22 protein-coding genes are annotated in these 23,822 nt (G+C 72.7%); 8 read left to right on the top strand and 14 right to left on the bottom strand.

What is annotated here, in order from left to right; all coding sequences use genetic code 11:
• Positions 1 to 53 precede the first annotated feature (53 nt).
• From AC0KTA_RS18215 to pdhA, 3 genes are read right to left on the bottom strand one after another with little or no spacing between them, the layout of a single operon-like run.
• Positions 54 to 1,658, bottom strand: coding sequence for a dihydrolipoamide acetyltransferase family protein (locus AC0KTA_RS18215; RefSeq protein WP_481056175.1), 1,605 nt, complete (start codon positions 1,656 to 1,658; stop codon positions 54 to 56).
• Positions 1,658 to 2,662, bottom strand: coding sequence for an alpha-ketoacid dehydrogenase subunit beta (locus AC0KTA_RS18220; RefSeq protein ID WP_481056176.1), 1,005 nt, complete (start codon positions 2,660 to 2,662; stop codon positions 1,658 to 1,660). The genes AC0KTA_RS18215 and AC0KTA_RS18220 overlap by 1 nt, the downstream gene beginning before the upstream one ends.
• A complete protein-coding gene (gene pdhA / locus AC0KTA_RS18225) occupies positions 2,659 to 3,813 on the bottom strand; it encodes a pyruvate dehydrogenase (acetyl-transferring) E1 component subunit alpha (protein WP_481056177.1) in 1,155 nt (384 codons plus the stop codon). Before pdhA ends, AC0KTA_RS18220 begins: the two co-directional genes overlap by 4 nt.
• Before the next feature lie 190 nt (positions 3,814 to 4,003).
• Here pdhA and AC0KTA_RS18230 point away from each other — a divergent pair, with 190 nt between their 5' ends.
• Positions 4,004 to 4,504 carry an Lrp/AsnC family transcriptional regulator gene (locus AC0KTA_RS18230; RefSeq protein WP_481056178.1) on the top strand — a complete coding sequence of 167 codons (501 nt, stop codon included), beginning with the start codon at positions 4,004 to 4,006 and terminating at the stop codon, positions 4,502 to 4,504.
• Here the strand turns inward: AC0KTA_RS18230 and AC0KTA_RS18235 are convergent.
• Together AC0KTA_RS18235 and AC0KTA_RS18240 are read right to left on the bottom strand one after the other, a co-directional pair.
• Positions 4,501 to 5,091 (bottom strand): TetR/AcrR family transcriptional regulator, encoded by a 591-nt coding sequence (locus AC0KTA_RS18235; RefSeq protein WP_481056179.1) that lies wholly within the window; start codon positions 5,089 to 5,091, stop codon positions 4,501 to 4,503. The genes AC0KTA_RS18230 and AC0KTA_RS18235 overlap by 4 nt on opposite strands.
• Positions 5,088 to 6,611 carry a 3-hydroxyacyl-CoA dehydrogenase gene (locus AC0KTA_RS18240; protein ID WP_481056180.1) on the bottom strand — a complete coding sequence of 508 codons (1,524 nt, stop codon included), beginning with the start codon at positions 6,609 to 6,611 and terminating at the stop codon, positions 5,088 to 5,090. Before AC0KTA_RS18240 ends, AC0KTA_RS18235 begins: the two co-directional genes overlap by 4 nt.
• Positions 6,612 to 6,807: 196 nt before the next feature.
• Here AC0KTA_RS18240 and paaN point away from each other — a divergent pair, with 196 nt between their 5' ends.
• Positions 6,808 to 8,499, top strand: coding sequence for a phenylacetic acid degradation protein PaaN (gene paaN / locus AC0KTA_RS18245; RefSeq protein WP_481056181.1), 1,692 nt, complete (start codon positions 6,808 to 6,810; stop codon positions 8,497 to 8,499).
• An 87-nt stretch (positions 8,500 to 8,586) separates the two neighbouring features.
• Here the strand turns inward: paaN and AC0KTA_RS18250 are convergent, their stop codons facing one another.
• The 3 genes from AC0KTA_RS18250 to AC0KTA_RS18260 all read right to left on the bottom strand — a co-directional run bounded on the left by AC0KTA_RS18250 (position 8,587) and on the right by AC0KTA_RS18260 (position 11,926).
• The gene (locus tag AC0KTA_RS18250; RefSeq protein WP_481056463.1) at positions 8,587 to 9,297 is read right to left on the bottom strand and encodes a TrmH family RNA methyltransferase; all 711 of its coding nucleotides are present in this window, start codon (positions 9,295 to 9,297) and stop codon (positions 8,587 to 8,589) included.
• 224 nt (positions 9,298 to 9,521) lie between these two features.
• Entirely contained in the window at positions 9,522 to 10,823 is a 1,302-nt protein-coding gene (locus AC0KTA_RS18255; protein ID WP_481056464.1) for an HTTM domain-containing protein, read from the bottom strand.
• A 239-nt stretch (positions 10,824 to 11,062) separates the two neighbouring features.
• Positions 11,063 to 11,926, bottom strand: coding sequence for a DUF5819 family protein (locus AC0KTA_RS18260; protein ID WP_481056182.1), 864 nt, complete (start codon positions 11,924 to 11,926; stop codon positions 11,063 to 11,065).
• A gap of 251 nt (positions 11,927 to 12,177) precedes the next feature.
• On the opposite strand from AC0KTA_RS18260, the gene paaA reads away from it, so the two are divergent.
• The 6 genes from paaA to AC0KTA_RS18290 all read left to right on the top strand — a co-directional run bounded on the left by paaA (position 12,178) and on the right by AC0KTA_RS18290 (position 17,163).
• Positions 12,178 to 13,191: a 1,2-phenylacetyl-CoA epoxidase subunit PaaA gene (gene paaA, locus AC0KTA_RS18265; protein WP_481056183.1), complete on the top strand. Its 1,014-nt coding sequence runs from the start codon at positions 12,178 to 12,180 to the stop codon at positions 13,189 to 13,191.
• Positions 13,188 to 13,478, top strand: a complete 291-nt coding sequence (gene paaB / locus AC0KTA_RS18270) for a 1,2-phenylacetyl-CoA epoxidase subunit PaaB (RefSeq protein WP_037663092.1) — start codon at positions 13,188 to 13,190, stop codon at positions 13,476 to 13,478. The genes paaA and paaB overlap by 4 nt, the downstream gene beginning before the upstream one ends.
• 68 nt (positions 13,479 to 13,546) lie before the next feature.
• The gene (paaC, locus tag AC0KTA_RS18275; protein WP_481056465.1) at positions 13,547 to 14,251 is read left to right on the top strand and encodes a 1,2-phenylacetyl-CoA epoxidase subunit PaaC; all 705 of its coding nucleotides are present in this window, start codon (positions 13,547 to 13,549) and stop codon (positions 14,249 to 14,251) included.
• Complete coding sequence (paaD, locus tag AC0KTA_RS18280) at positions 14,245 to 14,754, top strand: 1,2-phenylacetyl-CoA epoxidase subunit PaaD (RefSeq protein ID WP_481056184.1); 510 nt, start codon at positions 14,245 to 14,247, stop codon at positions 14,752 to 14,754. The genes paaC and paaD overlap by 7 nt, the downstream gene beginning before the upstream one ends.
• Positions 14,754 to 15,821: a 2Fe-2S iron-sulfur cluster-binding protein gene (locus AC0KTA_RS18285; protein ID WP_481056185.1), complete on the top strand. Its 1,068-nt coding sequence runs from the start codon at positions 14,754 to 14,756 to the stop codon at positions 15,819 to 15,821. Before paaD ends, AC0KTA_RS18285 begins: the two co-directional genes overlap by 1 nt.
• Positions 15,822 to 15,999: 178 nt before the next feature.
• Positions 16,000 to 17,163, top strand: a complete 1,164-nt coding sequence (locus AC0KTA_RS18290) for an acyl-CoA dehydrogenase family protein (RefSeq protein WP_481056186.1) — start codon at positions 16,000 to 16,002, stop codon at positions 17,161 to 17,163.
• Positions 17,164 to 17,219: 56 nt separating this feature from the next.
• Here the strand turns inward: AC0KTA_RS18290 and AC0KTA_RS18295 are convergent, their stop codons facing one another.
• The 6 genes from AC0KTA_RS18295 to AC0KTA_RS18320 all read right to left on the bottom strand — a co-directional run bounded on the left by AC0KTA_RS18295 (position 17,220) and on the right by AC0KTA_RS18320 (position 23,802).
• Positions 17,220 to 17,567 carry a rhodanese-like domain-containing protein gene (locus tag AC0KTA_RS18295; protein WP_481056187.1) on the bottom strand — a complete coding sequence of 116 codons (348 nt, stop codon included), beginning with the start codon at positions 17,565 to 17,567 and terminating at the stop codon, positions 17,220 to 17,222.
• Positions 17,568 to 17,646: 79 nt separating this feature from the next.
• A complete protein-coding gene (locus tag AC0KTA_RS18300) occupies positions 17,647 to 18,561 on the bottom strand; it encodes a J domain-containing protein (RefSeq protein ID WP_481056188.1) in 915 nt (304 codons plus the stop codon).
• Between the two features lie 9 nt (positions 18,562 to 18,570).
• The gene (locus AC0KTA_RS18305) at positions 18,571 to 20,133 is read right to left on the bottom strand and encodes a DUF2252 domain-containing protein (RefSeq protein WP_481056466.1); all 1,563 of its coding nucleotides are present in this window, start codon (positions 20,131 to 20,133) and stop codon (positions 18,571 to 18,573) included.
• A 186-nt stretch (positions 20,134 to 20,319) separates the two neighbouring features.
• On the bottom strand, positions 20,320 to 21,486 hold the full coding sequence (locus AC0KTA_RS18310; RefSeq protein WP_481056189.1) for a hypothetical protein: 1,167 nt from the start codon (positions 21,484 to 21,486) through the stop codon (positions 20,320 to 20,322).
• Complete coding sequence (locus AC0KTA_RS18315) at positions 21,473 to 22,858, bottom strand: MFS transporter (protein ID WP_481056190.1); 1,386 nt, start codon at positions 22,856 to 22,858, stop codon at positions 21,473 to 21,475. The genes AC0KTA_RS18310 and AC0KTA_RS18315 overlap by 14 nt, the downstream gene beginning before the upstream one ends.
• Positions 22,855 to 23,802, bottom strand: a complete 948-nt coding sequence (locus tag AC0KTA_RS18320) for a hypothetical protein (protein WP_481056191.1) — start codon at positions 23,800 to 23,802, stop codon at positions 22,855 to 22,857. The genes AC0KTA_RS18315 and AC0KTA_RS18320 overlap by 4 nt, the downstream gene beginning before the upstream one ends.
• Positions 23,803 to 23,822: the final 20 nt, after the last annotated feature.

Consider the following 23,822-nt stretch of genomic DNA (forward strand, 5'->3'; position numbering starts at 1 on the left):
GATCAATGCCACCCCTGTGGGGCGGCACACGGCGGGGACACCGCTGTGGCGGCCTAGACCGCCCGCAGCAGCACCGCGGGCTGCTCCACGCAGTCGGCGACGAAGCGCAGGAAGCCGCCCGCCGTACCGCCGTCGCACACCCGGTGGTCGAAGGTGAGCGAGAGCTGGACGACCTGACGCACCGCCAGCTCACCCTGGTGCACCCATGGCTTGGGCACGATCCGGCCGACGCCGAGCATGGCCGCCTCGGGGTGGTTGATGATCGGCGTGGATCCGTCCACCCCGAACACGCCGTAGTTGTTCAACGTGAACGTGGATCCCGTGAGTTCCCCCGGTGTCAGTGTCCCGGTCCGGGCCGCTTCCGAGAGCCGGGCCAGCTCGGCGCTCAGCGACTCCGTGTCGCGGGCGTGCGCGTCCTTCACGACGGGCACGACGAGCCCGCGGTCGGTCTGCGCGGCGAAGCCCAGGTGCACCTCGTCGAGCCGCACGACCTCACGCGCCTCCATGTCCACCGTGGAGTTGAGCTCCGGATAGCGGGCGAGGGCGGCGGTGCAGACGCGGGCCAGGAGCGCGAGCAGGGAGACCTTCGGCCCGCCAGCGGCGTTCATCGCCACGCGCGCGTGCATCAGTTCCGTCGCGTCGGCGTCGACCCAGCACGTCGCGTCCGGTATCTCGCGACGGCTGCGCGCCAGCTTGTCGGCGACGGCGCCGCGCACACCGCGCAGGGGGATCCGCGTGCCTCGGCCGGAGGCCGCCGACGCCGGGCCCGCGACCGGCGCGGTCGCGGCCGTGGCCGTGGCGGTGGCCGTGGCCGTGGCCGTGGCGGTGGCCGCCGAGGCGCGCACGGCGTCCTCCACGTCGGCCCGCAGGATCAGCCCGTCCGGCCCGGAGCCCGCCAGCTCCCGGAGGTCCACGCCGTTCTCGCGGGCCAGCTTGCGCACGAGCGGGGAGATCACCGGGACCGGGCCGTCCCCGCGCTCGGGGAGCCCGTGCGCCCGGGCACCGGAAGCCGCGTCGGCCCCGGACGCAGGCACCGCGCCGGACGTGGGCACCGTCCCGGACGTGGGCGCTGAACCGGACGTGGCCGCCGCGCCCGATGACGGCACCGTCCCGGAGCCGGAGCGGGCGCCTCCGTTCCCGGACCCCGTGCCCTTGTCCCGGGCACCCGCACCCGCGCCCCCGCGCGCGGGCCGCACCCTGCGCCGCCGCGCGGGCGCCGCCGCCGTGCCGTACCCGACGAGCACGTTGCCCGACGCCTCGTCACCGCCGGTCCCGGACGCAACCGCGTCGGCGGGCGAGGCGGACGCACCGGGACCCGGAGCGGAGGTGGACGCACCGGCACCCGGGGCGGAGGTGGACGCACCGGTATCCCCGGCAGGGGCGGGCGCACCGGCGTCCAGCGCAGCGACCGACGCGCCCACGGCGACCGTCAAAAGCGGGGCGCCCACGGGCAGTTCGGTGCCCTCCTCGCCGAAGCGGGCCGTCACCACGCCCCCGTACGGACACGGGACCTCGACCATCGCCTTGGCCGTCTCCACCTCGACGACCGGCTGGTCCACCTCGACGACGTCGCCGACCTGCACCAGCCAGCGGGTGATCTCCGCCTCCGTGAGCCCCTCGCCGAGGTCGGGCAGCTTGAATTCGAGGACCTGTGCCATCAGCTCTCCGCCTCCCACTGCAACCGTGCCACCGCGTCCAGGATCCGGTCGACGCCGGGCAGGTGATGCCGCTCCAGCATCGGCGGCGGATAGGGGATGTCGAACCCGGCGACCCGGAGCACCGGCGCCTCCAGGTGGTGGAAGCACCGCTCCGTGACGCGGGCGGCGATCTCCCCGCCGGGGCCGCCGAAGCCGCCCGACTCGTGCACCACGACCGCGCGTCCCGTGCGCCGCACGGAGGCGGTCACCGTCTCGTCGTCGAAGGGCACCAGGGAGCGCAGGTCGACGACTTCGAGGTCCCAGCCCTCGGCCCGCGCCGCCTCGGCGGCCTCCAGGCAGACGGGCAGGGACGGGCCGTACGTGAGGAGCGTGGCGCTGCGGCCCGGGCGCCGCACCACGGCCTTGCCGATGGGTTCAACGGTCCGGGGCGCGTCCGGGTTCCAGTCGGCCTTGGACCAGTACAGCCGCTTCGGCTCCAGGAAGACGACCGGGTCGTCGGAGGCGATGGCGGCACGCAGCAGTCCATAGGCGTCGGAGACGGTGGCGGGCGTGACGACGTGCAGCCCGGGCGTCGCCATGTAGTACGCCTCGGAGGAGTCGCTGTGGTGCTCCACGCCGCCGATGCCGCCGCCGTACGGCACCCGGATGGTGATCGGGAGCGGCATCCCGCCCCTGGTGCGGTTGCGCATCCGCGACACGTGCGAGATCAACTGCTCGAAGGCGGGGTAGGCGAACGCGTCGAACTGCATCTCGACGACGGGCCGCAGCCCGTACATCGCCATGCCGACCGCCGTCCCGAGGATGCCCGCCTCGGCGAGCGGGGTATCCGTGCAGCGGTCGTCGCCGAACTCCGCCGCGAGCCCGTCGGTGACCCGGAAGACCCCGCCGAGCGTGCCGACGTCCTCACCAAAGACGTGTACGGACGGGTCTTCGGCCATCGCGTCGCGCAGGGCGCGCCCGAGCGCCTGCCCCATGGTGGCCGGTTTCACGGCGACAGTGGTCATCGGGCCGCTCCGTCCGTCCGGCCCGCGGCCTCGTTCTCGGCCTCCAGCTCGGCCCGCAACTGGGCCGCCTGTTCGCGCAGTTGGGAGGACTGCTCGGCGTACACGTGCGTGAACAGGTCCATGGGGTCGAGGTCGGGGTCCTGGTTCATGCGCTCCCGCAGGTCCGCGGCCATCGCTTCCGCGTCCTCGCGCACCGCGCGCCTGCGGTCCTCGTCGAGCAGGCCGCGGGCGTCGAGCTCGCGCTCCACGAGCAGCACCGGGTCGTGGTCGCGCCAGGCCTCGACCTCGGCGTCGCCTCGGTAGCGCGTGGCGTCGTCGGCGTTCGTGTGCGCCTCCATCCGATACGTCACGGCCTCGACGAGCGTGGGGCCGCCGCCCTCACGCGCGCGTCGCACCGCTTCGGTGAGGACCTCGTGCACCGCGACCGCGTCGTTGCCGTCGACCAGGCGGCCCGGCATGCCGTACCCGACGGCCTTGTGGGCCAGGGAGGGCGCGGCCGTCTGCTTGGCGAGCGGAACGGAGATCGCGAAGCCGTTGTTCTGCACGAGGAAGACCACGGGCGCCTGCCAGACGGCGGCGAAGTTGAGCGCCTCGTGGAAGTCGCCCTCGCTGGTGCCGCCGTCACCGACCATGGCGAGCGCGACCACGTCGTCGCCCTTGAGGCGCGCGGCGTGCGCGACGCCCACGGCGTGCGGCAGCTGGGTCGCGAGGGGGGTGCACAGGGGCGCTATGCGGTGCTCGCGCGGGTCGTACCCGGTGTGCCAGTCGCCGCGCAGCAGCGTGAGGGCCGCCACCGGGTCCAGGCCGCGGGCGACCGCCGCGAGGGTGTCGCGATAGCTGGGAAACAGCCAGTCCTGCTCGCGCAGGGCGAGCGCGGCGGCGATCTCGCACGCCTCCTGGCCGGTGCTCGACGGATAGACCGCGAGCCTGCCCTGCTTGGTCAGGGCCGTCGCCTGCGTGTTGTACCGCCGGCCGCGCACCAGCTCGCCGTGGAGGCGCAGGAGCAGCTCCTGGTCCGCGTTGCGGGCGGTCTCGGTGCCCAGCACGCGATACGGCTCCGCGTCCGGCAGCAGCGGCGCGGGGTCGGTCCTGAGCTGCCATGCGGGGGGCGGTGCGGGCCGGTAGGTGCCCCGCTGCTCCATGACCGTCATGACGGCACCTCCTATGGGGAAGCGATCTCCTCGTGGGAGCGGCAAAGAGGCGCGACGATGTGATGCGCCTCACCTACCGATTGTTCGGTCGTCGGCACATTTTGGCTACAGGCACCTTCAGGCTGTGGACAAACGGTTCTCCACAGCCTGGGATGGATGCAGTACGTCCATGGTAGGGAGGCGGGGGGACATGGCACCTGAACGAATGGCCGAAGGGAACGAGGCGGGCCGTCCGGAACCACAGCTCCGCCCGCTGGACCCCATCGACCGCGACATCCTGCAGATCCTGCACGCGGACGGTCGCGCGTCGATACGCTCCGTGGCCGAGCGTGTGCACGTCTCACGGGCCAACGCCTACGCCCGCATCAACCGCCTCATCGACGACGGCGTGATCCGCGGCTTCGGCGCCCGCATCAACCACGAACGGGCCGGGCAGGGCGCCTCCGCGTACATCACCCTGAAGATCGTCCAGAACAGCTGGCGCACGGTCCGCAAGCAGTTGCGGACCCTGCCGGGTGCGTCCCACATCGCACTGGTCAGCGGGGACTTCGACGTACTGCTCCTGGTGCACACACCGGACAACCGCGCGCTGCGCGAGCTGGTGCTCACCCGTCTCCAGGCCATGCCGGACGTCCTCAGCACGCGTACGCTGCTGGTCTTCGAGGAGGACGACCTGGAGACGGAGGGCTAGCCGTCCGTACGCAGGCCGGAGAACGCCAACTGGACGACCGCGTCGGCGACTTGCACGCCGTTGGCGGCGTTGCGGGCCTCCGGCCGGTACCACTCCACGATGGAGTTGATCATTCCGAAGAGCAGCCGGGTGGCGAGCCGCAGCTCGACGTCCGAGCGCAGGTCACCGTCCGCGACGGCCTCCTTGAGCAGCTCGGCGACCTCGTTGTCGAACTCCCTGCGCCGCTCCAGCGCCCACCGTTCGGTGTCCGTGTTGCCGCGCACGCGCAGCAGCAGCGTCACGTAGGGCAGTTCGGCGACGAGCACCTCGACGGTGCGGCGCGTGACGTACTCCAGGCGCTGCACCGCGCTGCCCACGCGCGCGTGCTCCTCGGTGAGGATCCCGAAGAGGCCGTCCAGCGCCCGGCTCACCGCGCGGCGCAGCAGCTCCTCCTTGCCCGCCACGTGGTGGTAGATCGACGACTTGGAGATGCCGGCCGCCTTGGAGAGGTGCTCCATGGAGGTGCCGTCGTAGCCGCGCTCGTTGAAGACCCGCACGGCGACGTCGAGGAGGGTCTCCGGGGTGTAGGTGTCACGCCGGGCGCTCATGCCTGGTCCTCCTTCGCGGCGGCACCGCGCAGCCCCTGCGAGGCCGCATAGCGCCCCGTGGGGTATTCGTGGTGCAGGTGGTCCAGGGCCTCGGTGACCCAGTAGAGGCCGAGGTCGGCGCCCCAGGAGAGCGGTCCGCGCGGGTAGTTGACGCCCAGGCGCATCGCGGTGTCGATGTCGTCCGCGTCGGCCACACCCCGCGCGACCGCGTCGTGGGCGAAGTCCACGAGCATCGCGACCGTACGGGCCACGATCATCCCCGGGGTGGCGCGTACGACGCTGACCTGCTTGCCGAGCGCCTGGAAGAGGCCCACGGCCTCGCCGAGCTGCTGCTCGCTCACACGGATCCCGGGGGCGAGCGCGACCCTGGTGGCCGTCCCGTAGTCGAGCGCGAGGTCGAACTGGACGGTGGGCAGCGCGGCGGCGTCGGGAGACGAACCGTCGGCGAGGCACAGGCGCGCGCCGCCGGGGAGCTCGATCCAGCCGGGGAAGTCCGGGTGCCCGGACTCCCCGGGGTGGCCGCGGTCGACGCGGACGCCCGCGGCCTCGATGAGCGGGACCAGCGCGGCGGCCTGGAACAGCTCGCCGTGCAGGACGACGGACCGGGGCGCCTCCGCGGGCTCCGCGGTGTGCGGCTGCGGCTTCCCGGCGCCGTCCCCGTACGCGTACCAGCCCTGTCCCGACTTGCGGCCCAGGCGGCGCGATTCGACGAGGCGGCGCTGGGCGAGGGACGGGGTGAACTTGGGGTCCTGGAAGAACGACTCCCACACCGAGCGGGTGACGGCTTCGTTGACGTCCTGGCCGATGAGATCGGTGAGTTCGAAGGGGCCCATCCTGAAGCCGCCGCACTCGCGCAGGACCGCGTCGATCGTCGCGGGGTCGGCGGCCCGCTCCTCGTGGACGCGCAGCGCCTCGGCGTAGAAGGGCCTGGCTATGCGGTTGACGATGAAGCCGGGGGTGTCGGCGCAGCGCACCGGGGTCTTCCCCCAGGCCTTCGCGGTGTCGTACGCGCGCGTGGCCGCCGCTTCGTCGGTGGCGAAGCCGCTGACGACCTCCACCAGAGGGAGCAGGGGCGCGGGATTGAAGAAGTGCAGTCCCACGAAGCGCCCCGGGTGCCGCAGCGCGCCCCCGACGGCGGTCACGGACAGGGACGAGGTGTTCGTGGCCAGCAGACAGCCCTCGCCGACGACCTCTTCCAGGTCCTGGAACAGGCGCTGTTTGACGTCCAGTTGCTCCAGGACCGCCTCGACGACGAGGTCGCACCCGGCCAGCTCGGCCAGGCCGTCGACGGCCCGCAGGCGCCCGGCCGCGGCGTCACGGGCGGCCGCGTCGAGGCGGCCCTTCTCCACGAGGCGGTCCAGGCGGGCGGTGATCGCGGCGGCCGCCGTCTTCGCGAAGCCGGGCGCGGCGTCGTGCAGCCGCACGGGGTGGCCCGCCACCAGCGCGACCTGGGCGATGCCCTGGCCCATGGTGCCGGTGCCGACCACGGCAACGGGGCTGCTGAGATCGAGTGCTGTCATGCTCGCGATCCTCCCGCACGGGGGTCTCGGCCAGGGGTCCGGGGTGGCCGGAGGGGAGGGTTTTCCACAGGTTCGGCAGACCCTCTTGTCCCGACCGATCGTTCGGTTACTCTAGCTCTGTCCAGCCGTTCCCGCACTGTCCCTGCCCAGCTCGCCAGCTCGAAGGAGAGCTGACTCGACGAGGAGTTGGTCCCTCATGGCCGCCGAACTCACCGCGCACACGCTGATCGAAAAGCACCGGCCCACCCTCGACCAGGCGCTGGAGACGATCCGCACGCGCGCGTATTGGTCGCCGCACCCCGAACACCCCAAGGCCTATGGGGAGAACGGCAGCCTGAGCCTCCCCGAGGGCAAGGCGGCCTTCGAGGCCCTCCTGAACAACCGCTTCGACCTCGACCAGCCGGGCACGGACGACTGGACGGGCGCGGAAGTCTCCCCCTTCGGCCCCGAGTTGGGCATCACGTATCCGCACCCGGACGTGGACGCGCTGCTGCCCGCCATGCGCGCGGGCATGCGGGCCTGGCGTGACGCGGGCGCGGAGGCGCGCGCCATGGTCTGTCTGGAGATCCTGTCGCGCGTCAGCGCCCGCACGCACGAGTTCGCGCACGCGGTCATGCACACCAGCGGCCAGGCCTTCATGATGGCGTTCCAGGCGGGCGGCCCGCACGCCCAGGACCGCGGCCTGGAAGCGGTGGCGTATGCGTATGTGGAGCAGTCCCGCACCCCCGACTCCGCGGAGTGGACCAAGCCCCAGGGCAAGCGGGACCCGCTCGCCCTGACCAAGCGCTTCACGCCGGTCGGGCGCGGCATCGCGCTCCTGATCGGCTGCAACACCTTCCCGACCTGGAACGGCTATCCCGGCCTGTTCGCCTCCCTGGCCACCGGCAATCCCGTCCTGGTCAAGCCGCACCCGCGCGCGGTGCTGCCGCTCGCCCTGACGGTGCGCGTCGCCCGCGAGGTCCTCGGCGAGGCGGGCTTCGACCCGAACCTGATCGCGCTGGCCGCCGATCGCCCCGGGGAAGGCATCGCCAAGACCCTGGCCGTACGCCCCGAGATCAAGATCATCGACTACACGGGCTCGACGTCCTTCGGCAACTGGCTGGAGACCAACGCCCGCCAGGCACAGGTCTACACGGAGAAGGCGGGCGTCAACACGGTCGTCGTCGAGTCGACCGACAACTACAAGGGAATGCTGTCGAACCTGGCCTTCTCCCTGTCGCTGTACAGCGGCCAGATGTGCACGACCCCGCAGAACCTGCTGATCCCCCGCGAGGGCATCACGACGGACGCGGGCACGAAGTCGTACGACGAGGTGGTGTCGGACCTCGCAGGCGCGGTGAACGGCCTGCTCGGCGACGACGCCCGGGCGAACGGCATCCTGGGCGCCCTGGTCAACCCGGACGTGAAGGCCCGCCTGGAGGCGGCCCCCGGAATCGGCGAAGTCGCCCTCGCCTCACGGCAGATCAGCAACCCGGAGTTCCCGGACGCCGTGGTGCGCACCCCGGTGATCGTCAAGCTGGACGGCGCCAAGCCGGACGCCGAGGCGGCCTATCTGAGCGAGTGCTTCGGCCCGGTCTCCTTCGCCGTGGCGGTCGACTCCGCGGCGGACGCGGTGGAGCTGCTGCGGCGCACGGTGCGCGAGAAGGGCGCGATGACGGTCGGGGCGTACACGACCTCCGACGAGGTGTCCTCCGCCGTCGAGGAGACCTGCCTAGAGGAGAGCGCCCAGCTCTCGCTGAACCTCACGGGTGGTGTCTATGTGAACCAGACGGCCGCTTTCTCGGACTTCCACGGCTCCGGCGGCAACCCGGCGGCGAACGCCGCGCTGTGCGACAGCGCGTTCGTGGCCAACCGCTTCCGGGTGGTGGAGATCCGCAAGGAGGCCTGAGCCGGGTGGTCCGGTGCGGGCGCATGCCCCCGGGAGCGCGGTGCTGAGAGCGCGGTCCCGGGGAGCACGGTCCCGGGGAGCACGGGCTCAGACCTGGGTTCCCGGGGGCCGGCCCGAGGACCAGTGGAAGAGCGTCATGCCGACGCTCGTCGCGAGGTTGTAGCTCGACACCTGCGGCCGCATCGGCAGCGACACCAAGTGGTCGGCGCAGGCGCGCAGTTCGGCCGAGAGACCGCTGCGTTCCGAGCCGAAGGCCAGCACGGCGTCGTCGGGGATCTTGAGCCCGCGGATGTCCTCGCCCTCCGCGTCGAGGGCGAACACCGGGCCCGCGGGGAGCTCCCCGACGTCCACGCGCTCCACCGCCGTGGCGAAGTGCAGGCCCGCGCCGCCTCGGACGACCGTGGGATGCCAGGGGTCGAGCGTGCCGGTCGTCACGACACCCGTCGCGCCGAAGCCCGCCGCGAGCCGGATCACCGCCCCGGCGTTGCCCAGGTTCCGCGGATCGTCGAGGACGACGACCGGGGCGGACCTGGGGGTGTGCGCCAGCGCCCGGAGGTTGGCGGTGCGTGACGGACGTACCGCCAAGGCGGCCACGGCCGTCGGGTGCAGCCGCGGCACGAGGGCGCGCAGCGTCGCGTCGTCGGTCTCGGCGAGCAGCGCGTCCAGGGCGGCGGCCACATCCGGCGCCAGGTCCTCCGCGAGGGCGAGAGCGGCGGACTTGTCACTGGTCAGCGCCACGGAGACGCGGGCGCCGAAGCGCAGCGCGTGCTTCAGGGCGTGGAAGCCGTCGAGGAGCACGGAGGCGTCGGCGAGGCGGCGCCAGGCGTGGACCGGGTCTTCCGGGGGCGTCTGCTGGGCCGGGAGTACCTGATCTGCCGGGAGCGCCCGATCCGCCGGGCGCGCCCGATCCGCCGGAGGCGCCTGATCCGCCGGGAGCGCCTGACCTGCTGAAGGCGCCTGACCCGCCGGGAGCGCCGACGCCGCCCGTTCCGGCCCGTCGTCCCCGGCCGTACCGCTACCGCTCATGCACCGAAGCCTACGCGCGCGTCCTCGGCGGCCTGCTGCGCCTGCTTCTCGTCGCCGCGCGACCCCGGCGACGTACCGCCGCGCGAAAGACGCGGCACACGCGGCAGACGCGGCACACGAGAGAGCGGCGTACGGGAGATCAGCCCTCTACGCGCGCGTGCCACCCAGCCGCCGAGGCGCCGCAGGAACGACGTCGGCAGGAAGACCGCGTCGGCCGCGATCATCGCGAGCGAGAAGAACGGCAGCCCCAGGACGACGGCGATGACGGCGTGCTCGAAGATCATCGCCGTGAGGAGGACGTTCTTGACGCGCCGGTTGAACAGCGTGAACGGGAAGGCGACCTGCACGGCGACCGTCCCGTAGGTCACCAGCATGATCAGCACGCCGTGCGAGGTGAGGAGGTCGGCGAGCGCGGGCCAGGGGGAGAAGTAGTCGAGCTGGAGGGGGTAGTAGACGGCCGTGCCGTCCTGCCAGCGGCTGCCCTGGATCTTGTACCAGCCGGCCGTGGCGTAGATCAGGCACGCCTCGACCATGATCACGAGCAGGGCGGCGTTGTGCGCGAGGTTGGTGACGACGTCGAGCAGCAGCCGCGCTTCGCTCCGCGGCGCGCGCCGCGAGACCACCCACCACAGGCCGTGTACGAGCCACAGCCCCCAGAAGAACAGCAGCCAGAACCCGCCGAGCTCCCCCATGAACGTCACGACGGACAGCGCGAGGCCGAGGACCCACCACAGCACGGGGCCGACGCGGTCGGGGTGGTCTGCGGTGCCTGAGTGGTCTGCACGGTCGAGGTGGCCCGCGTTGCCTGCGCGGTCCGCGCGGCCGGCTCGTGCCGCTCGGCGCGCGTCCAGGGACCAGACCTGGCCGCACCGCGTGAACACCAGGTATATCGCCATCAGATGGATGACGTTGTCGCCGCCGTCGCCCATGAAGATGCTGCGGTTCTGCAGCGACAGCACGCCGATCATGAACAGCACGGACATGGTGCGCGTGCGCCAGCCCACCAGCAGCAGGGCGCTGGAGACGATCGCCAGGAAGTAGACGATCTCGAACCACACCCGCCCGTCCGACCACATCAGCGCCGTGAAGGCGTCGTTGGCGGAGATGAGCTGCTGGGCCATGTCCCAGCTCCACGGCCCGTCGGGCCCGTACAGCTCGCGCCGGTGCGGCAGTTCGCGGAGCAGGAAGAGCAGCCACGTCGCGGCGAAACCGATGCGTACGACGGCCGTCTGGTACGGGCCGAGGGCGTGCGCCGAGACGCGCTGCACGCCCCGCGCGAGCGGCTCGAAACGGGACATCAGGCGCCCGCTTCGGGAACGGGGCACGGGCCGCGCCCCTCCGGAACGGGGCGCAGGCCGCTCCCCTCCGGCAGGCGCCATCGGGCGCCCCTCTCCCGAACGGCCCGCCGGGCGCTCGCCTCCGGAGCCGACCACCGGGTACTCCCCTTCCGCACGGGACTCCGGGTACTCACCTTCCGCACGGGACACCGGGCCCTCCCCCTCACCACGGCTCACCGGGCCCTCCCCCTCACCACGGCTCACCGAGCGCTCCTCTTCCGCTCGGCGGCACCGCTCTTCCGCTCGGCGGCACCGGCGGCATCGGCCGCCACATCTCTCCGCGCCCGGTCCTCCCCGGCCAGCGGCAGGTCGGCCGGGGTCACCGACCACCACGGAAGCAGCCGCAGCACAGGCTTGGTGTTGATCTTCTCGTCACTCCACTTCGGTGGCCGCACAGCCGTGGTCCGGGACCGGACCTGCACCTGGTCGAAGGCCTCGCCGCGGGCGAGCGGCTCGTGCCGGTCCAGGCGCAGCAGCACGATGCGGCGGATGTAGCGCTCGGACAGTTCGCCGCGCAGACCGGTGGGACGATTCTGCGCGTCGTGCGTGGCCACGAAGAAGTCCCAGCCGCGGCGCAGCTCGTTCTGCTGCGTGTGGCTCGGCAGGAGGTTGTGGTCGATGGCGGCGCCGTCCTGCGCGGAAAGGTCGTACCAGCGCGTGGTCCGGCCGGTCCCGTCCGGGGTGCGGATCTGGGCCCGGGCCTGCACCGCGACGTTCTGCTGCAGCGGGTTGGGCGCGAACAGCTTCCAGTTCTGCTCGAACTCCGGGTACACCCAGTCGTCGACGGTCCGGCCGTGCTCCTTGGTCACGGTGTTCGACGGCGCCACGTGCAGGAACAGCATCCCGACGTGAACGCAGACGCCGACCACGACCGCGGCGAGGACGAGCGCGGCGACGACTTGCGGGCCTCGGGAGAGGGCGGCGATGCCGGCAGCGGGTTCGGCGGGGACGTGGTCGGGCCGAGCGAGGGCATCGTCAGGCCCGGCGGGGACGCGATCCGGCCGGGCGGGCGCGTCATCGGGTCCCGCGGCCTCGCCGCCCGAACCCTTCTCGTACGCGTCCATCTCGCCCCGTTCCTCGACCCACGACCGAACCCTGCCGCCGGAACGGTACTCAGGCCCGCCCGCCAGGCACAGCGTCCCGGAGGTTATCCACAGGGTTGACACCTTATGGCGAGGCGCCGCACCATTGAATTCCGACGAACCGAACGATCGGTCGGTAGGTCGCCAGCTTCGCGGGTGATGCCGAGGCACCGCACGCCCACTGCACCGCACGTCCACGATCGAGACACTGCCCGAGGTCGAGGGGGACCGAGATGGCGACAGCGCACCAGCCGCCCAGCACGGCGCCGCAGCACACAGCGGCCGGCGCCGCGGACACCGCCGCGCTCGAGTCCGCCTTCGACGCGGCCGTGGCGGCCGACGAGCGCATCGAGCCGCGCGACTGGATGCCGGACGCCTATCGCTCCACGCTCGTGCGTCAGATGGCGCAGCACGCCCATTCCGAGATCATCGGCATGCAGCCTGAGGCCAACTGGATCACACGCGCGCCGTCCCTGCGCCGCAAGGCGATCCTGATGGCCAAGGTCCAGGACGAGGCGGGCCACGGCCTGTATCTGTACAGCGCCGCGGAAACGCTCGGCGCGAGCCGCGACGACCTGCTCGACAAGCTCCACTCGGGCCGCCAGAAGTATTCGTCGATCTTCAACTACCCCACCCTGACCTGGGCGGACGTAGGCGCCATCGGCTGGCTCGTGGACGGCGCGGCGATCACCAACCAGGTCCCGCTGTGCCGTTGTTCGTACGGCCCCTATGCCCGCGCGATGGTCCGCGTCTGCAAGGAGGAGTCCTTCCACCAGCGCCAGGGGTATGAACTGCTGCTCGCCCTCAGCCGCGGCACACCGGCGCAGCACGCGATGGCGCAGGACGCCGTGGACCGCTGGTGGTGGCCGTCCCTGATGATGTTCGGCCCGCCGGACGCGGAGTCGTCGCACTCCGAGCAGTCGATGACCTGGAAGATCAAGCGGCATTCGAACGACGAGCTGCGCCAGCGCTTCGTGGACATCTGCGTCCCCCAGGCCGAGTCGCTCGGACTGACCCTCCCGGACCCGGACCTGCGCTGGAACGAGGAGCGCGGGCACCACGACTTCGGCGCCATCGACTGGAGCGAGTTCTGGTCGGTCCTCAAGGGCAACGGCCCGTGCAACGAACAGCGCATCACCCAGCGCAGGCGGGCCCACGAAGAGGGCGCCTGGGTGCGCGAGGCAGCGGCCGCCTACGCCGCCAAGAACGCCGCCAAGCACAGCGAGCGCAAGGAGGCGACCGCATGAGCAGCTCCACCGAATGGCCGTTGTGGGAAGTGTTCGTGCGCTCGCGCCGCGGCCTGTCCCACACCCACGCGGGCAGCCTGCACGCCCCGGACGCCGAGATGGCGCTGCGCAACGCCCGGGATCTGTACACGCGCAGAAACGAAGGCGTCTCCATCTGGGTCGTGCCGTCCGCGGAGATCACGGCCTCCTCGCCGGACGAGAAGGACTCCTTCTTCGAGCCCGCCGGGGACAAGCCCTATCGCCACCCGACGTTCTACGACATCCCGGAAGGAGTGAAGCACCTGTGACCCCCGCACCCGTGATCCCTGCGTCTCCGGAGACCGCCACCGCGTCCCCGACGGCCGAAGCCCCGGCCCTGCACGCCGCGGCCCTCGCCCTGGGCGACGACGCCCTGGTGCTCTCGAACCGCCTGGGTGAGTGGGCGGGCTATGCCCCCGTCCTCGAAGAAGAGGTCGCCCTGGCGAACATCGCCCTGGACCTGCTCGGCCAGGCCCGTGTGCTGCTGTCCCTGGCCGGTGACGAGGACGAGCTGGCGTATCTGCGCGAGGAGCGTGCCTTCCGCAACCTCCAGCTCGTCGAGCAGCCGAACGGCGACTTCGCCCACACCATCGCCCGCCAGCTCTACTTCTCCGTGTACCAGAACTTGATGTACGGCCAACTGGCCGACACGGACAGCCCGTTGGCACCGCTGGCCGCGAAGGCGGTCAAAGAGGTCGCCTACCACCAGGACCACGCCGAGCAGTGGACGCTGCGGCTCGGCGACGGCACGGCGGAGAGCCACGAGCGGATGCGGCGCGGCCTGGACGCGCTGTGGCGGTTCACCGGAGAGATGTTCCAGCCGGTGGCGGGCCTGGACCTGGACTGGGGCGCCCTGCGGGAGCAGTGGACCGCCAGGATCACCGGGGTGATCGAGAAGGCGACGCTCGGCGTACCCGAGGGGCCGCAGAGCGGGGCGTGGACGGCCGGCGCCGGCCGCGAGGGCCTGCACACCGAGTCGTTCGGCCGGATGCTCGCCGAGATGCAGCACCTGCACCGCAGCCACCCGGGGGCGTCATGGTGACCACGGCCCCCCACACCCCCACCGCCCTCGAAGCCGAGCTGAGCGCCCTCGCGGGCTCCGTGCCCGACCCGGAGCTGCCCGTCCTCACGCTGGCCGAGCTGGGCGTGCTCCGCTCGGTCCGGGTCAGCGGCACGGGCCATGTGGACGTCGAGCTGACCCCGACGTACACGGGCTGTCCCGCCATAGAGGCCATGTCTGCGGACATAGAGCAGGTGCTGCGCGAGCACGGCCGGGCCGACGTCAGCGTGCGCACGGTGCTCTCCCCCGCCTGGTCGACGGACGACATCAGCGCCGAAGGCCGCCGCAAGCTGGCCGAGTTCGGCATCGCCCCGCCGCGCCCGCACGCCGCCGACGGCCCGGTCCCCCTGTCCCTCACGGTCCGCTGCCCGCACTGCGGCTCGACCGACACGGAACTGCTCAGCCGCTTCTCGTCCACCGCCTGCAAGGCGCTGCGCCGCTGCGTCTCCTGCCGCGAGCCCTTCGACCACTTCAAGGAGCTGTGATGGCGCGCTTCCACCGGCTCCGCGTGGCGGCGGTCGAGCAGCTCACCGACGACTCCGTGACGCTGACGTTCGAGGTGCCCCCGGCCCTGCGCGAGGAGTATCGCCACGCACCGGGCCAGCACCTGGCCATCCGCCGCATAGTCGACGGCACGGAGATCCGGCGTACGTACTCGATCTGCTCCCCGGCGCCGTCGCCCCAAGCGGCCGATGAGCCGCGGGAGTTGCGGGTGGGGGTGCGCATGGTGGAGGGCGGCGCCTTCTCGACGTACGCGCACAAGGGGATCGTCGCGGGCGACGAGCTGGACGTGATGACCCCGGCGGGCCGCTTCATCCTGGACCCGGCACCCGGGCGGTATGCGGCGGTGGTCGGCGGCAGCGGCATCACACCGGTGCTGTCCATCGTCACGACGCTCCTGGAGCGCGAGCCGCGCGCCGAGTTCTGTCTCATCCGCAGCGACCGCACGGCGGCGTCGACGATGTTCCTCGACGAGGTCGCCGACCTCAAGGACCGCTGGCCGGACCGCTTCCAGTTGGTGACGGTGCTCTCGCGCGAGGAGCAGCAGGCCGGGCTCAACTCGGGGCGCCTGGACGAGGAGCGGCTCGCGCGGCTGCTGCCCGCGCTGCTGCCGGTCGAGGAGGTCGACGGCTGGTTCCTGTGCGGTCCGTACGGCCTGGTGCAGGGCGCGGAGCGGACGTTGCGCGCCCTGGGGGTGTCGCGGCACCGCATCCACGAGGAGATATTCCACGTGGACGACGGCCTCGTGACGGCACCGGCCGTGCCCGCCCCGGCGGACAGCACGGTCACGGTCACCTTGGACGGCCGCTCCGGCACCTGGCCGGTGCAGGCGGGGGAGTCCCTCCTGGACACGGTGTTGCGCAACCGCGCAGACGCGCCGTTCGCCTGCAAGGGCGGGGTGTGCGGCACCTGCCGGGCGTTCAAGGTGTCCGGCGAGGTCCGGATGGACCGGAACTTCGCCCTGGAGCCGGAGGAGACCGACGCCGGATACGTCCTCGCGTGCCAGTCGCACCCGACGACGGCCAAGGTGGAGCTGGACTTCGACCGCTGACCAGGGCAGGGGCAGCCGCAGTCCCAGCACCCGGGCGCCCCAGGCCCCGGGCGGCGCACCTGTTCCCTTCCCGTAGAACCTGTTCTATCTTGACGACCCGTCAGAAACCGGTGCCAGCGGCCGAGACGGGGCCGACGAGACATGACGGGCGGCATGCCGGCCGGCGCGGAGGGACAACGTGGACTTCACCTTCACCGAGGAGCAGCAGGCGGCGCTCGAAGCGGCCAAGGCGGTCTTCGCCGGTGTCGCGCCGGACGGCGTGCCCAGTCCGGCCCTCACCCCCGGCGCCGTCGCCGAGGGCTTCGACCGGGCGCTGTGGGCCAAGCTCGCCGAGGCCGACCTGCTGAGCCTGCTGCTCGCGCCGGAGTACGGCGGGTCGGGCCTCGACCCCATCGCGCTCTGCCTGGTGCTGCGTGAATCGGCGAAGGTGCTCGCCCGGGTCCCGCTCCTGGAGAGCGGCGCGGCCGCGTACGTCGTCCAGGCCTATGGCGGCGAGGAGTTGAAGCAGGCCGTGCTCGCGTCCGCCGCCCGCGGCGAGACCGTCCTGACCGTCGCGGCGAACGGCCGCACCGGGCACGACGGCGCCGAACTCGCCGTCATCGCACGCCCCGACGGCGACCGTGACGACGGCGGCTGGATCCTGGACGGGGTCCAGACCGGCGTTCCATGGGCGTACGACGCCGACTTCACCGTCGTACCCGCCACCGCCGCCGACGGCCGCACCGTCCTCGCCCTCGTGCCCCGCGGGCGGTCCGGGCTCGTCCTCGCCGAGCAGTTCTCCACCAACGGGGAACGGCTGGGTGAGCTGCGTCTGGACTCGGTGCGGGTGGGGGCCCGCGATGTCATCACGGCGGACGGGGCCTGGGACTTCCTGCGGGACCTGCTCGCGACGGGCACCTGCGCGCTCGCGCTCGGGCTCGGGCTCGGCGTCCTCGGGATGACGAGTGAATACACCAGCAAGCGCGAGCAGTTCGGGTTTCCGGTGGCGACGTTCCAGGCGGTCGCGATGCAGGCCGCCGACCGGTACATCGACCTGCGCGCCATGGAGGTCACCCTCTGGCAGGCCGCCTGGCGGCTCAGCTCACCGGACCGCGCGGGCGCGGGCAGCGGCGGGCCGCTGCCGGCGTCCGGGGATGTGGCGGTGGCCAAGATCTGGGCGGCCGACGGTGTACGCCGCGTGGTGCAGACCGCGCAGCACCTCCACGGCGGTTTCGGCGCCGACACCGACTATCCCCTGCACCGCTACCACGCCTGGGCCAAGCACCTGGAACTGTCGCTCGGCCCGGCCGCGGCCCACGAGGAGGCACTCGGGGACCTGCTGGCCGCGCACGCCCTGAGCTGAGGCGGCGCACCCTGAGCTGAGGCGGCGCGCCCGCAAGCGCCGAGGCGGGGGCCGCGCTAGATCACCGCGCCGGGCTGGCCCTTCTCGTCGACCACGGGCCTGCCCGTGGCCTCCCAGGCCTGCATGCCGCCGTCGACGTTCACGGCGTCGAGGCCCTGCTGGGCGAGGTACATCGTCACCTGCGCGGAGCGGCCGCCGGAGCGGCAGATGACGTTGATCCTGCCGTCCTGAGGCGCCGCCTCGGTCAATTCGCCGAAGCGCGAGACGAAGTCACTCATCGGAATGTGCAGCGCACCCGCCGCGTGACCCGCCTGCCATTCATCGTCCTCGCGGACGTCCAGCAGGAAGTCTCCGTCCGAGAGCTCGTCGACGCCGACCGTGGGCACCTGGGATCCGAAAGCCATGCCCCGACGCTACCCGACCGCCGACACGACGCGACCACGCGTCCCGCACCCACCCCCGCGTCCCGCACCGCTCACGCGGTCACGCGGTCACGCGCTCCAGCTCCGCCTCACGCTCCGCGACCTGGGCCAGGAGCTGCTCGGCGATCTCCTCCAGGAGGCGGTCCGGGTCGTCGGGCGCCAGCTTGAGCATCGCGCCGATCGCGCTCTCCTCCAGGTCCCGGGCCACGACCGAGAGCAGTTCCTTGCGCCGGGCGAGCCATTCGAGCCGGGCGTACAGCTCCTCGCTCGGGCTGGGCCGCAGCTCCTCGGGCACCGGTCCGGCGTCCCACTCGGCGAGCAGCTCCCGCAGCAGCGGCTCGTCGCCACGGCCGTACGCGGCATTCACACGCGTGATGAACTCGTCGCGGCGCTCGCGCTCCTTCTCGTCCTGCGCGAGGTCGGGGTGGGCCTTGCGGACCAGCTCCCGGTACAGCTTGCGGACGTCGTCGCTCGGCCGTACCCGCTGCGGCGGCCGCACGGACTGGTCGGTGAGCATCGCGGCGGCCTCCGGGAACAGCCCGTCGCCGTCCATCCAGCCGTGGAACAGCTCCTCGACGGCCGGCATCGGCAGCACCCGCGCCCGCGCCTCGTCCGCCTTGCGCAGGTCCTCGGGGTCACCGGACCGTGCCGCCACGGCCTCGGCGATCAACGCGTCCAGCTCGTCGAGGCGGGCGTACATCGGGCCGAGCTTCTGGTGGTGCAGCCGCGAGAAGTTCTCCACCTCGACCCGGAAGGTCTCCACCGCGATCTCGTACTCGATCAGGGCCTGCTCGGCGGCGCGCACCGCCTTCGCGAGCCGCTCCTCGGGCCGCGCGCCCTCTCCGGCCGGGGCACCCTCTCCGGCCGGGGCGCTCTCCTCGGCCCGGGGGGCGCCCGCCTCGGACCGCGCACCCGCGTCGAGCGGCGGCTCCTCGGGCGTCTCGCGGTTCGTCGGCTCGGCTTCCGGGGTCGTCACCTGTCCAGCCTAGGCCACGGCTCGCAGTCGCCCCTCGCGCACCGCGGCGACGAGCCGGGCGTGGTCGGCCTCCGTGCGGTCGGCGTACGCCACCGCGAAGGCGGCCATCGCCTCGTCCAGCTCGTCGTTCTTGCCGCAGTACCCGGAGACGAGGCGGGGGTCGGCGCTGTGCGCGTGGGCGCGGGCGAGCAGGGCGCCGGTCATGCGGCCGTAGTCGTCGAGCTGGTCGGCGGCGAGGGCGGCCGGGTCGACGCTGCCCTTGCGGTTCCTGAACTGCCGCACCTGGAAAGGCCGTCCGGATATCGTCGTCCAGCCGAGCAGGAAGTCGCTGACGACCTGCATGCGCTTCTGGCCGAGGACCACCCGCCGCCCCTCGTGCTCGCTCGCCGGCTCCTTGAAGCCCGCCGCCGGCAGGTGCGGCAGGAGCGCGGAGGGACGGGCCTCCTTGACCTGGAGGACCAGCGGCTCCCCCCGGTGGTCGAGGAGCAGTACCACATAGGAGCGCAGTCCGACGCTGCCGGTGCCTACGACGCGGAAGGCCACGTCCTGGATCGCATACCGCGCGAGGAGGGGCAGGCGGTCCTCCGGCAGCGTCGTGCGGTACTCCCCGAGGGCGGAGGCGACCTGCGCGGCCTCCGCGTCCGGCACCCGCCGGAGCACCGGGGGCGCGTCGACGAAGCGCCGGGGCGCGGCGTGGCCCGCCGGGGCCTCGGCGTCCGGGACCGGCTCGGTCGACTTGGCGGCGAAGCGGGCGCTCGTGTTCTGCCGGGCCTTCTCGGAGACGCGGTCGAGGGTGCCGAGGAGGTCGCGGGCGTCCGTGTGGGAGACCAGTTCCTCGTCGGCTATCGCGTTCCACGCGTCGAGGACGGGGAGCTTGGCGAGCAGCCGCATGGTGCGGCGGTACGCACCGACGGCGTCGTAGGCCGCTTCCCTGCAGGCGTCCTCCTTGGCGCCCGCCTCGCGGCCGGCGAGGACGAGGGAGGTGGCGAGGCGCTTGACGTCCCACTCCCAGGGGCCCTGCACCGTCTCGTCGAAGTCGTTCAGGTCGATGACGAGGCCGCCGCGCGCGTCCCCATAGAGCCCGAAGTTCGCCGCGTGGGCGTCGCCGCAGATCTGGGCGCCGATGCCGGTGAGCGGGGTGCGGGCGAGGTCGTGGGCCATGAGTCCGGCGGCGCCGCGCAGGAAGGCGAAGGGGGACGCGGCCATCCTGCCGACGCGGAGCGGCGCGAGCTCGGGGATCCGGCCGCGGTTGGTCTCCTCGATGACCTGCACGGGGTCGGGGCGGAGGTCGTCCGGCGCGTACCGCGCGTGCGCGGAGCGCGGGGTGTGGGCGCGCAGGGCCTTGCCCTCCTCCTTGGGTCGCGCGGGCCCGGGGTCGCCGGGTCCGGGGTCGCCAGGCCCGGGGTCGCCAGGCCCGGGGGCGCCGGGTCCGGGCAGGCGCGCGAAGCCGTCCACGTGCGGGATGCGGCGGGCGCCGCGGGGGCTCGCCGCAGGTCTTTCGGCCGCTCGCCGGTCGCGAGGCACCGGCACGGCCGCGTCCGACCCCGTCTCGTCCTTGCCCCACGTGTGCATCGCCTCAGCCACGCTTCCGCCCCCGGTTCCAGGGCCCGCGCGCCCGCCCTGCCCCGCTCCGGGCCCTGCGCCGGAGCAGGCGTCGACCGTGGACCGGCGTCGCGAACCTCAACTGGCATCGACGGTACCGCCACCGGCGAATCCCCATCACAGCCTGTGGATAACTTTCCGGCAGCCAACCACCCGCTACGGCACCGCCACCACCCGCGTCTCCCGGAAGCCGCCCGTGTGGAACCGGTCGGCGAGCCCCTCGGCCGCGCCGCCGGCAGCCGCGCCACCGACAGCCACGCCGCCGCCCGCCGCGCCATCGACAGCCGCCCCGCCCTCCTCCCGCCCGGCCCCGGACAGGATCAGCAGGTCGTGCCCGGGCTCCCGGGCAGCGGCCTCGGGCCAGGACGGCGTCGTCCCCGCGTGCCGCCCCCACGTCACCACCAGCGCGGGGTCCGACAGCGACCGCAGTGAGAGGAACTTGTCCACGAAGCCGCCGCCGAGCTTCGGCGTGAGCACCTGCGCGGGGACGGGCGCGAAGCCGAAGCGGGTCTTGAAGTTGAAGAGGCCCGGCTGCACGACATGGCCGAAGAGCGTGGGGTCGTTCCCCAAGGAGGCGTGGGCCAGGCCCTGTTCACGGGCGAATTGGAAGGCCTCCGTGTAGGCGACCCGCATCACCCGGCTCGACCGGGCGTCCACGGCCGCCGCCGAGTAGCGCATCTGGAGCACCGACTCCTCGGGCCGGATCCACCAGAGGGACCCGACGAGCATCGCGCCGTCCTGGGTGACACAGACGCTGACGTGCTCGTTCGCCCCGGCGAGCAGCCGGTCCCGGCCGCGGCGGGCGAAGTTCTGGCCGCGCGGCATGCCCGCGATCTGCCGCTCGTACAGGACCAGGAACTCGTCCACCAGCTCCTCGGTCAGCCCCACCCGGACCTCGACGCGCAGCCCCTCGTCGCGGACGAAGCGGGAGCCGAGGCGGATGTTCCTCCGCTCGGTGCCGGAGAGGGCGGCCGCGAACTCCTCCCGGGAATCCCGTACGGGAGCGCACCAGTTCACCCACTTCGGACGCGCCACGAACCCCAGGGCGGCGAGACCCGGGTCGGGGAGCCCGACCACGCCGGAAGCGCCGCTGCCGAACTCCGCAGCCCCGGAAGCGCCGCCGCCCAACCCCGCAGCCCCGGAAGCGCCGCCGCCCAACCCCGCAGCCCCGGAAGCGCCGCCGCCCAACCCCGCAGCCCCCGCAGCGTCCTCGGCGAGCCTGACGATGTCGATCGTCGCGTCCGCCTCCTTCCAGGCGTGGCTCTCCGCCTCCTCCCTGTCCACCGTGGCGATGACGAGATGGTCCTGCTCAGCGATCTCCACGGGTGACTCCCTCGACTCCTTCGGCTTCTTGAACTTCCCGGACTTCCCGGACTTCCCGAACTTCTTGGGCTCCTCCGGCACGCCCGGCATCCCCGTCGGCATCCCCGGCACGCCCGGGCCCCCCGGCACCCCCCGCACGCCGCGCGTACCCCGCCCAGATGACGATCGCGGTGGCCCACAGCGCCAACGAGGGCAGCCAGTACCGGAAGCCCTCCAAGCGGCTGGCCCAGGCGTACAGGAAGCCGGAGAGGGGGACGGCTCCCGTGATGAACATGCGGATCGTCGCGTTGGCGCGGCCCGCGACGTCGGCCGGTATCGTCTCCTGGCGGTAGGTGATGGACGCGACGTTGCTCACCGCGACCGCGAAGCACTCCACCATGAAGCCGACGATCCGTACGGGCAGGATCGGTACGGCGATGAGCGCGAAGCCCGCGAAGCCAAGCACCTGGCAGGCCAGGATGCGCTGTTCGGGCGTCCACAGCGGCATGACGTGCGGGGCGAGGCGGCTGGCCACCGCGCCCGTGAGCAGGCCGATCGCCATCACCATGGAGATGACGGTGGTGTTCATGCCCTGGTCGCCGAACTCGGTGATCAGCGCCGGTTCCAGCTGGCCGATGGCCAGGTTCGTCATCGACATGGTCACGACGAGCCACAGGATCTCGCGCTTGCCGACCCAGCGGAATCCGATCGCGAGGTCGCGGCGGATGTTCATCTTCTCGGGGCTCGACGCCACCGAAGGCAGCAGCATCGCGACGCAGCCCGCGACGACGTACAGGAGCGCGATGCACAGCGTCGCCGCGGCGGGCCCGAGCAGGCTGAAGCCGATCCCGCCCAGGACCAGGCCGACGACCTTCGACAGCTCGATGGCGGAGTTCAGCTTGGCCACGGCCACGGGCCGGGCGGGCGCGCTGATCAGTTTGGGGATCAGCACGAACTGCCCGGTGATGGCGCTCGCGACACCGCCGACGCCGGACAGCAGCACCAGCACGGCGACGGACACCTGACTCGACAGCGACGCCGCGAGGAGCACCAGGCAGACCGCCTGCTGGAGTTGGGCGAGTACGAAGATCAGGCGCTTGTCGAAGCGGTCGATGACCGAGCCGAGGAACGGCGAGCCGACGTAGGTGACGCCGCGCAGCGCGAAGGAGACGAGGGACAGCGCCACGGAGTCCGACGCCGCGAGCACCGCGAGCGGGACCACGATGCCGAGCTGCCAGTCCGCGACCTTCGAGAACATCGACGAGGTGATGAGGACACGCAGGATGCGCCTGTCCTCCGGCGTCGCGGACGGCGTCGCGGACGGCGTCGCGCCCCGCGACTCGGGCGGCGTCCCGGACGAGTCCGCGGACGAGGCCGTGGGCGGGGCCGTCATGCAGTCACGCCGCCGGGTCGCTCCGGCCGCTCCGGCCCCTCCGGTCCGCCGAGGCGGCGGGCCAGCTCCGGGTGGGCGCACAGGGCGTCGAGGCCCCGGGCCGTGTTGGCCTCCACGCCGCCGTCGTCGACCTGGTGCACGATCCAGCCCCAGGAGTCCGCGTACTCCCTGAAGAGCTTGGCGGTCTCGTCCTGCATCCGGCTGAAGGACTCCTCGCTGCGCTCACCGGCGGGTCCGTAGTCCTCCAGCGCGCCGACCGCCCCGTTCTGCGCGGTGCGCCAGCGGTACGCGTACGAGGACGGGCCGTCGACAAGGATGCCGACGTCGGGGCGGAGCAACGACGAGCCGAAGATCAGGTCGAGGAGCCCCCGCAGGGTGCGGGTCAGCTCGCCGACCGCGGCGGCGGCCGGGTCACCGCCCTCGCCCGCACCACCCGCACCACCCGCGCCACCCGCACTGCCTTCCGCGGACAGCCGCTCGGCGACGGCGAGTTCCTTCAGGACGTGCTTGATGGGGTAGGACTCCTGGACGACGATCGCGCCCCGGGCCAGTGCCTTGCGGGTCACTTCGGACGCGAGCAGCACATTGCCGGCGATCTCCACGAACGCGGCCGCGAGCGCGCCCGACGCCTTGTTGCCCATGACGGGCTCCGCCGCCAGGTGGCGCTCCCAGTCGTCGTCGCGCCAGGCGTCGTAGCCGCGGGGGATGTGCAGCGGCTCACCGTCGCGCAGCCCGGCGCCGTACAGAGTGCGGAAGGACTCCAGCCACAGCTGCTGGAGCGGCACCGCGGGCCAGGGAGCGGCGGTCTCCTCCAGGGCGGACCGCCAGGTGACGGTCACCACCTCCTGGCCGCTGCTTCGGACACGCTCCTCGAAGGCGCGGCACAGCGTGCTCTTGCCGATGCCGTCGATGCCGAGGAAGGCGACGGTCAGCCCTTGGCTCATATGTGTTCCTCCTGGTGTGT

The organism is Streptomyces sp. Y309 (assembly GCF_056712025.1).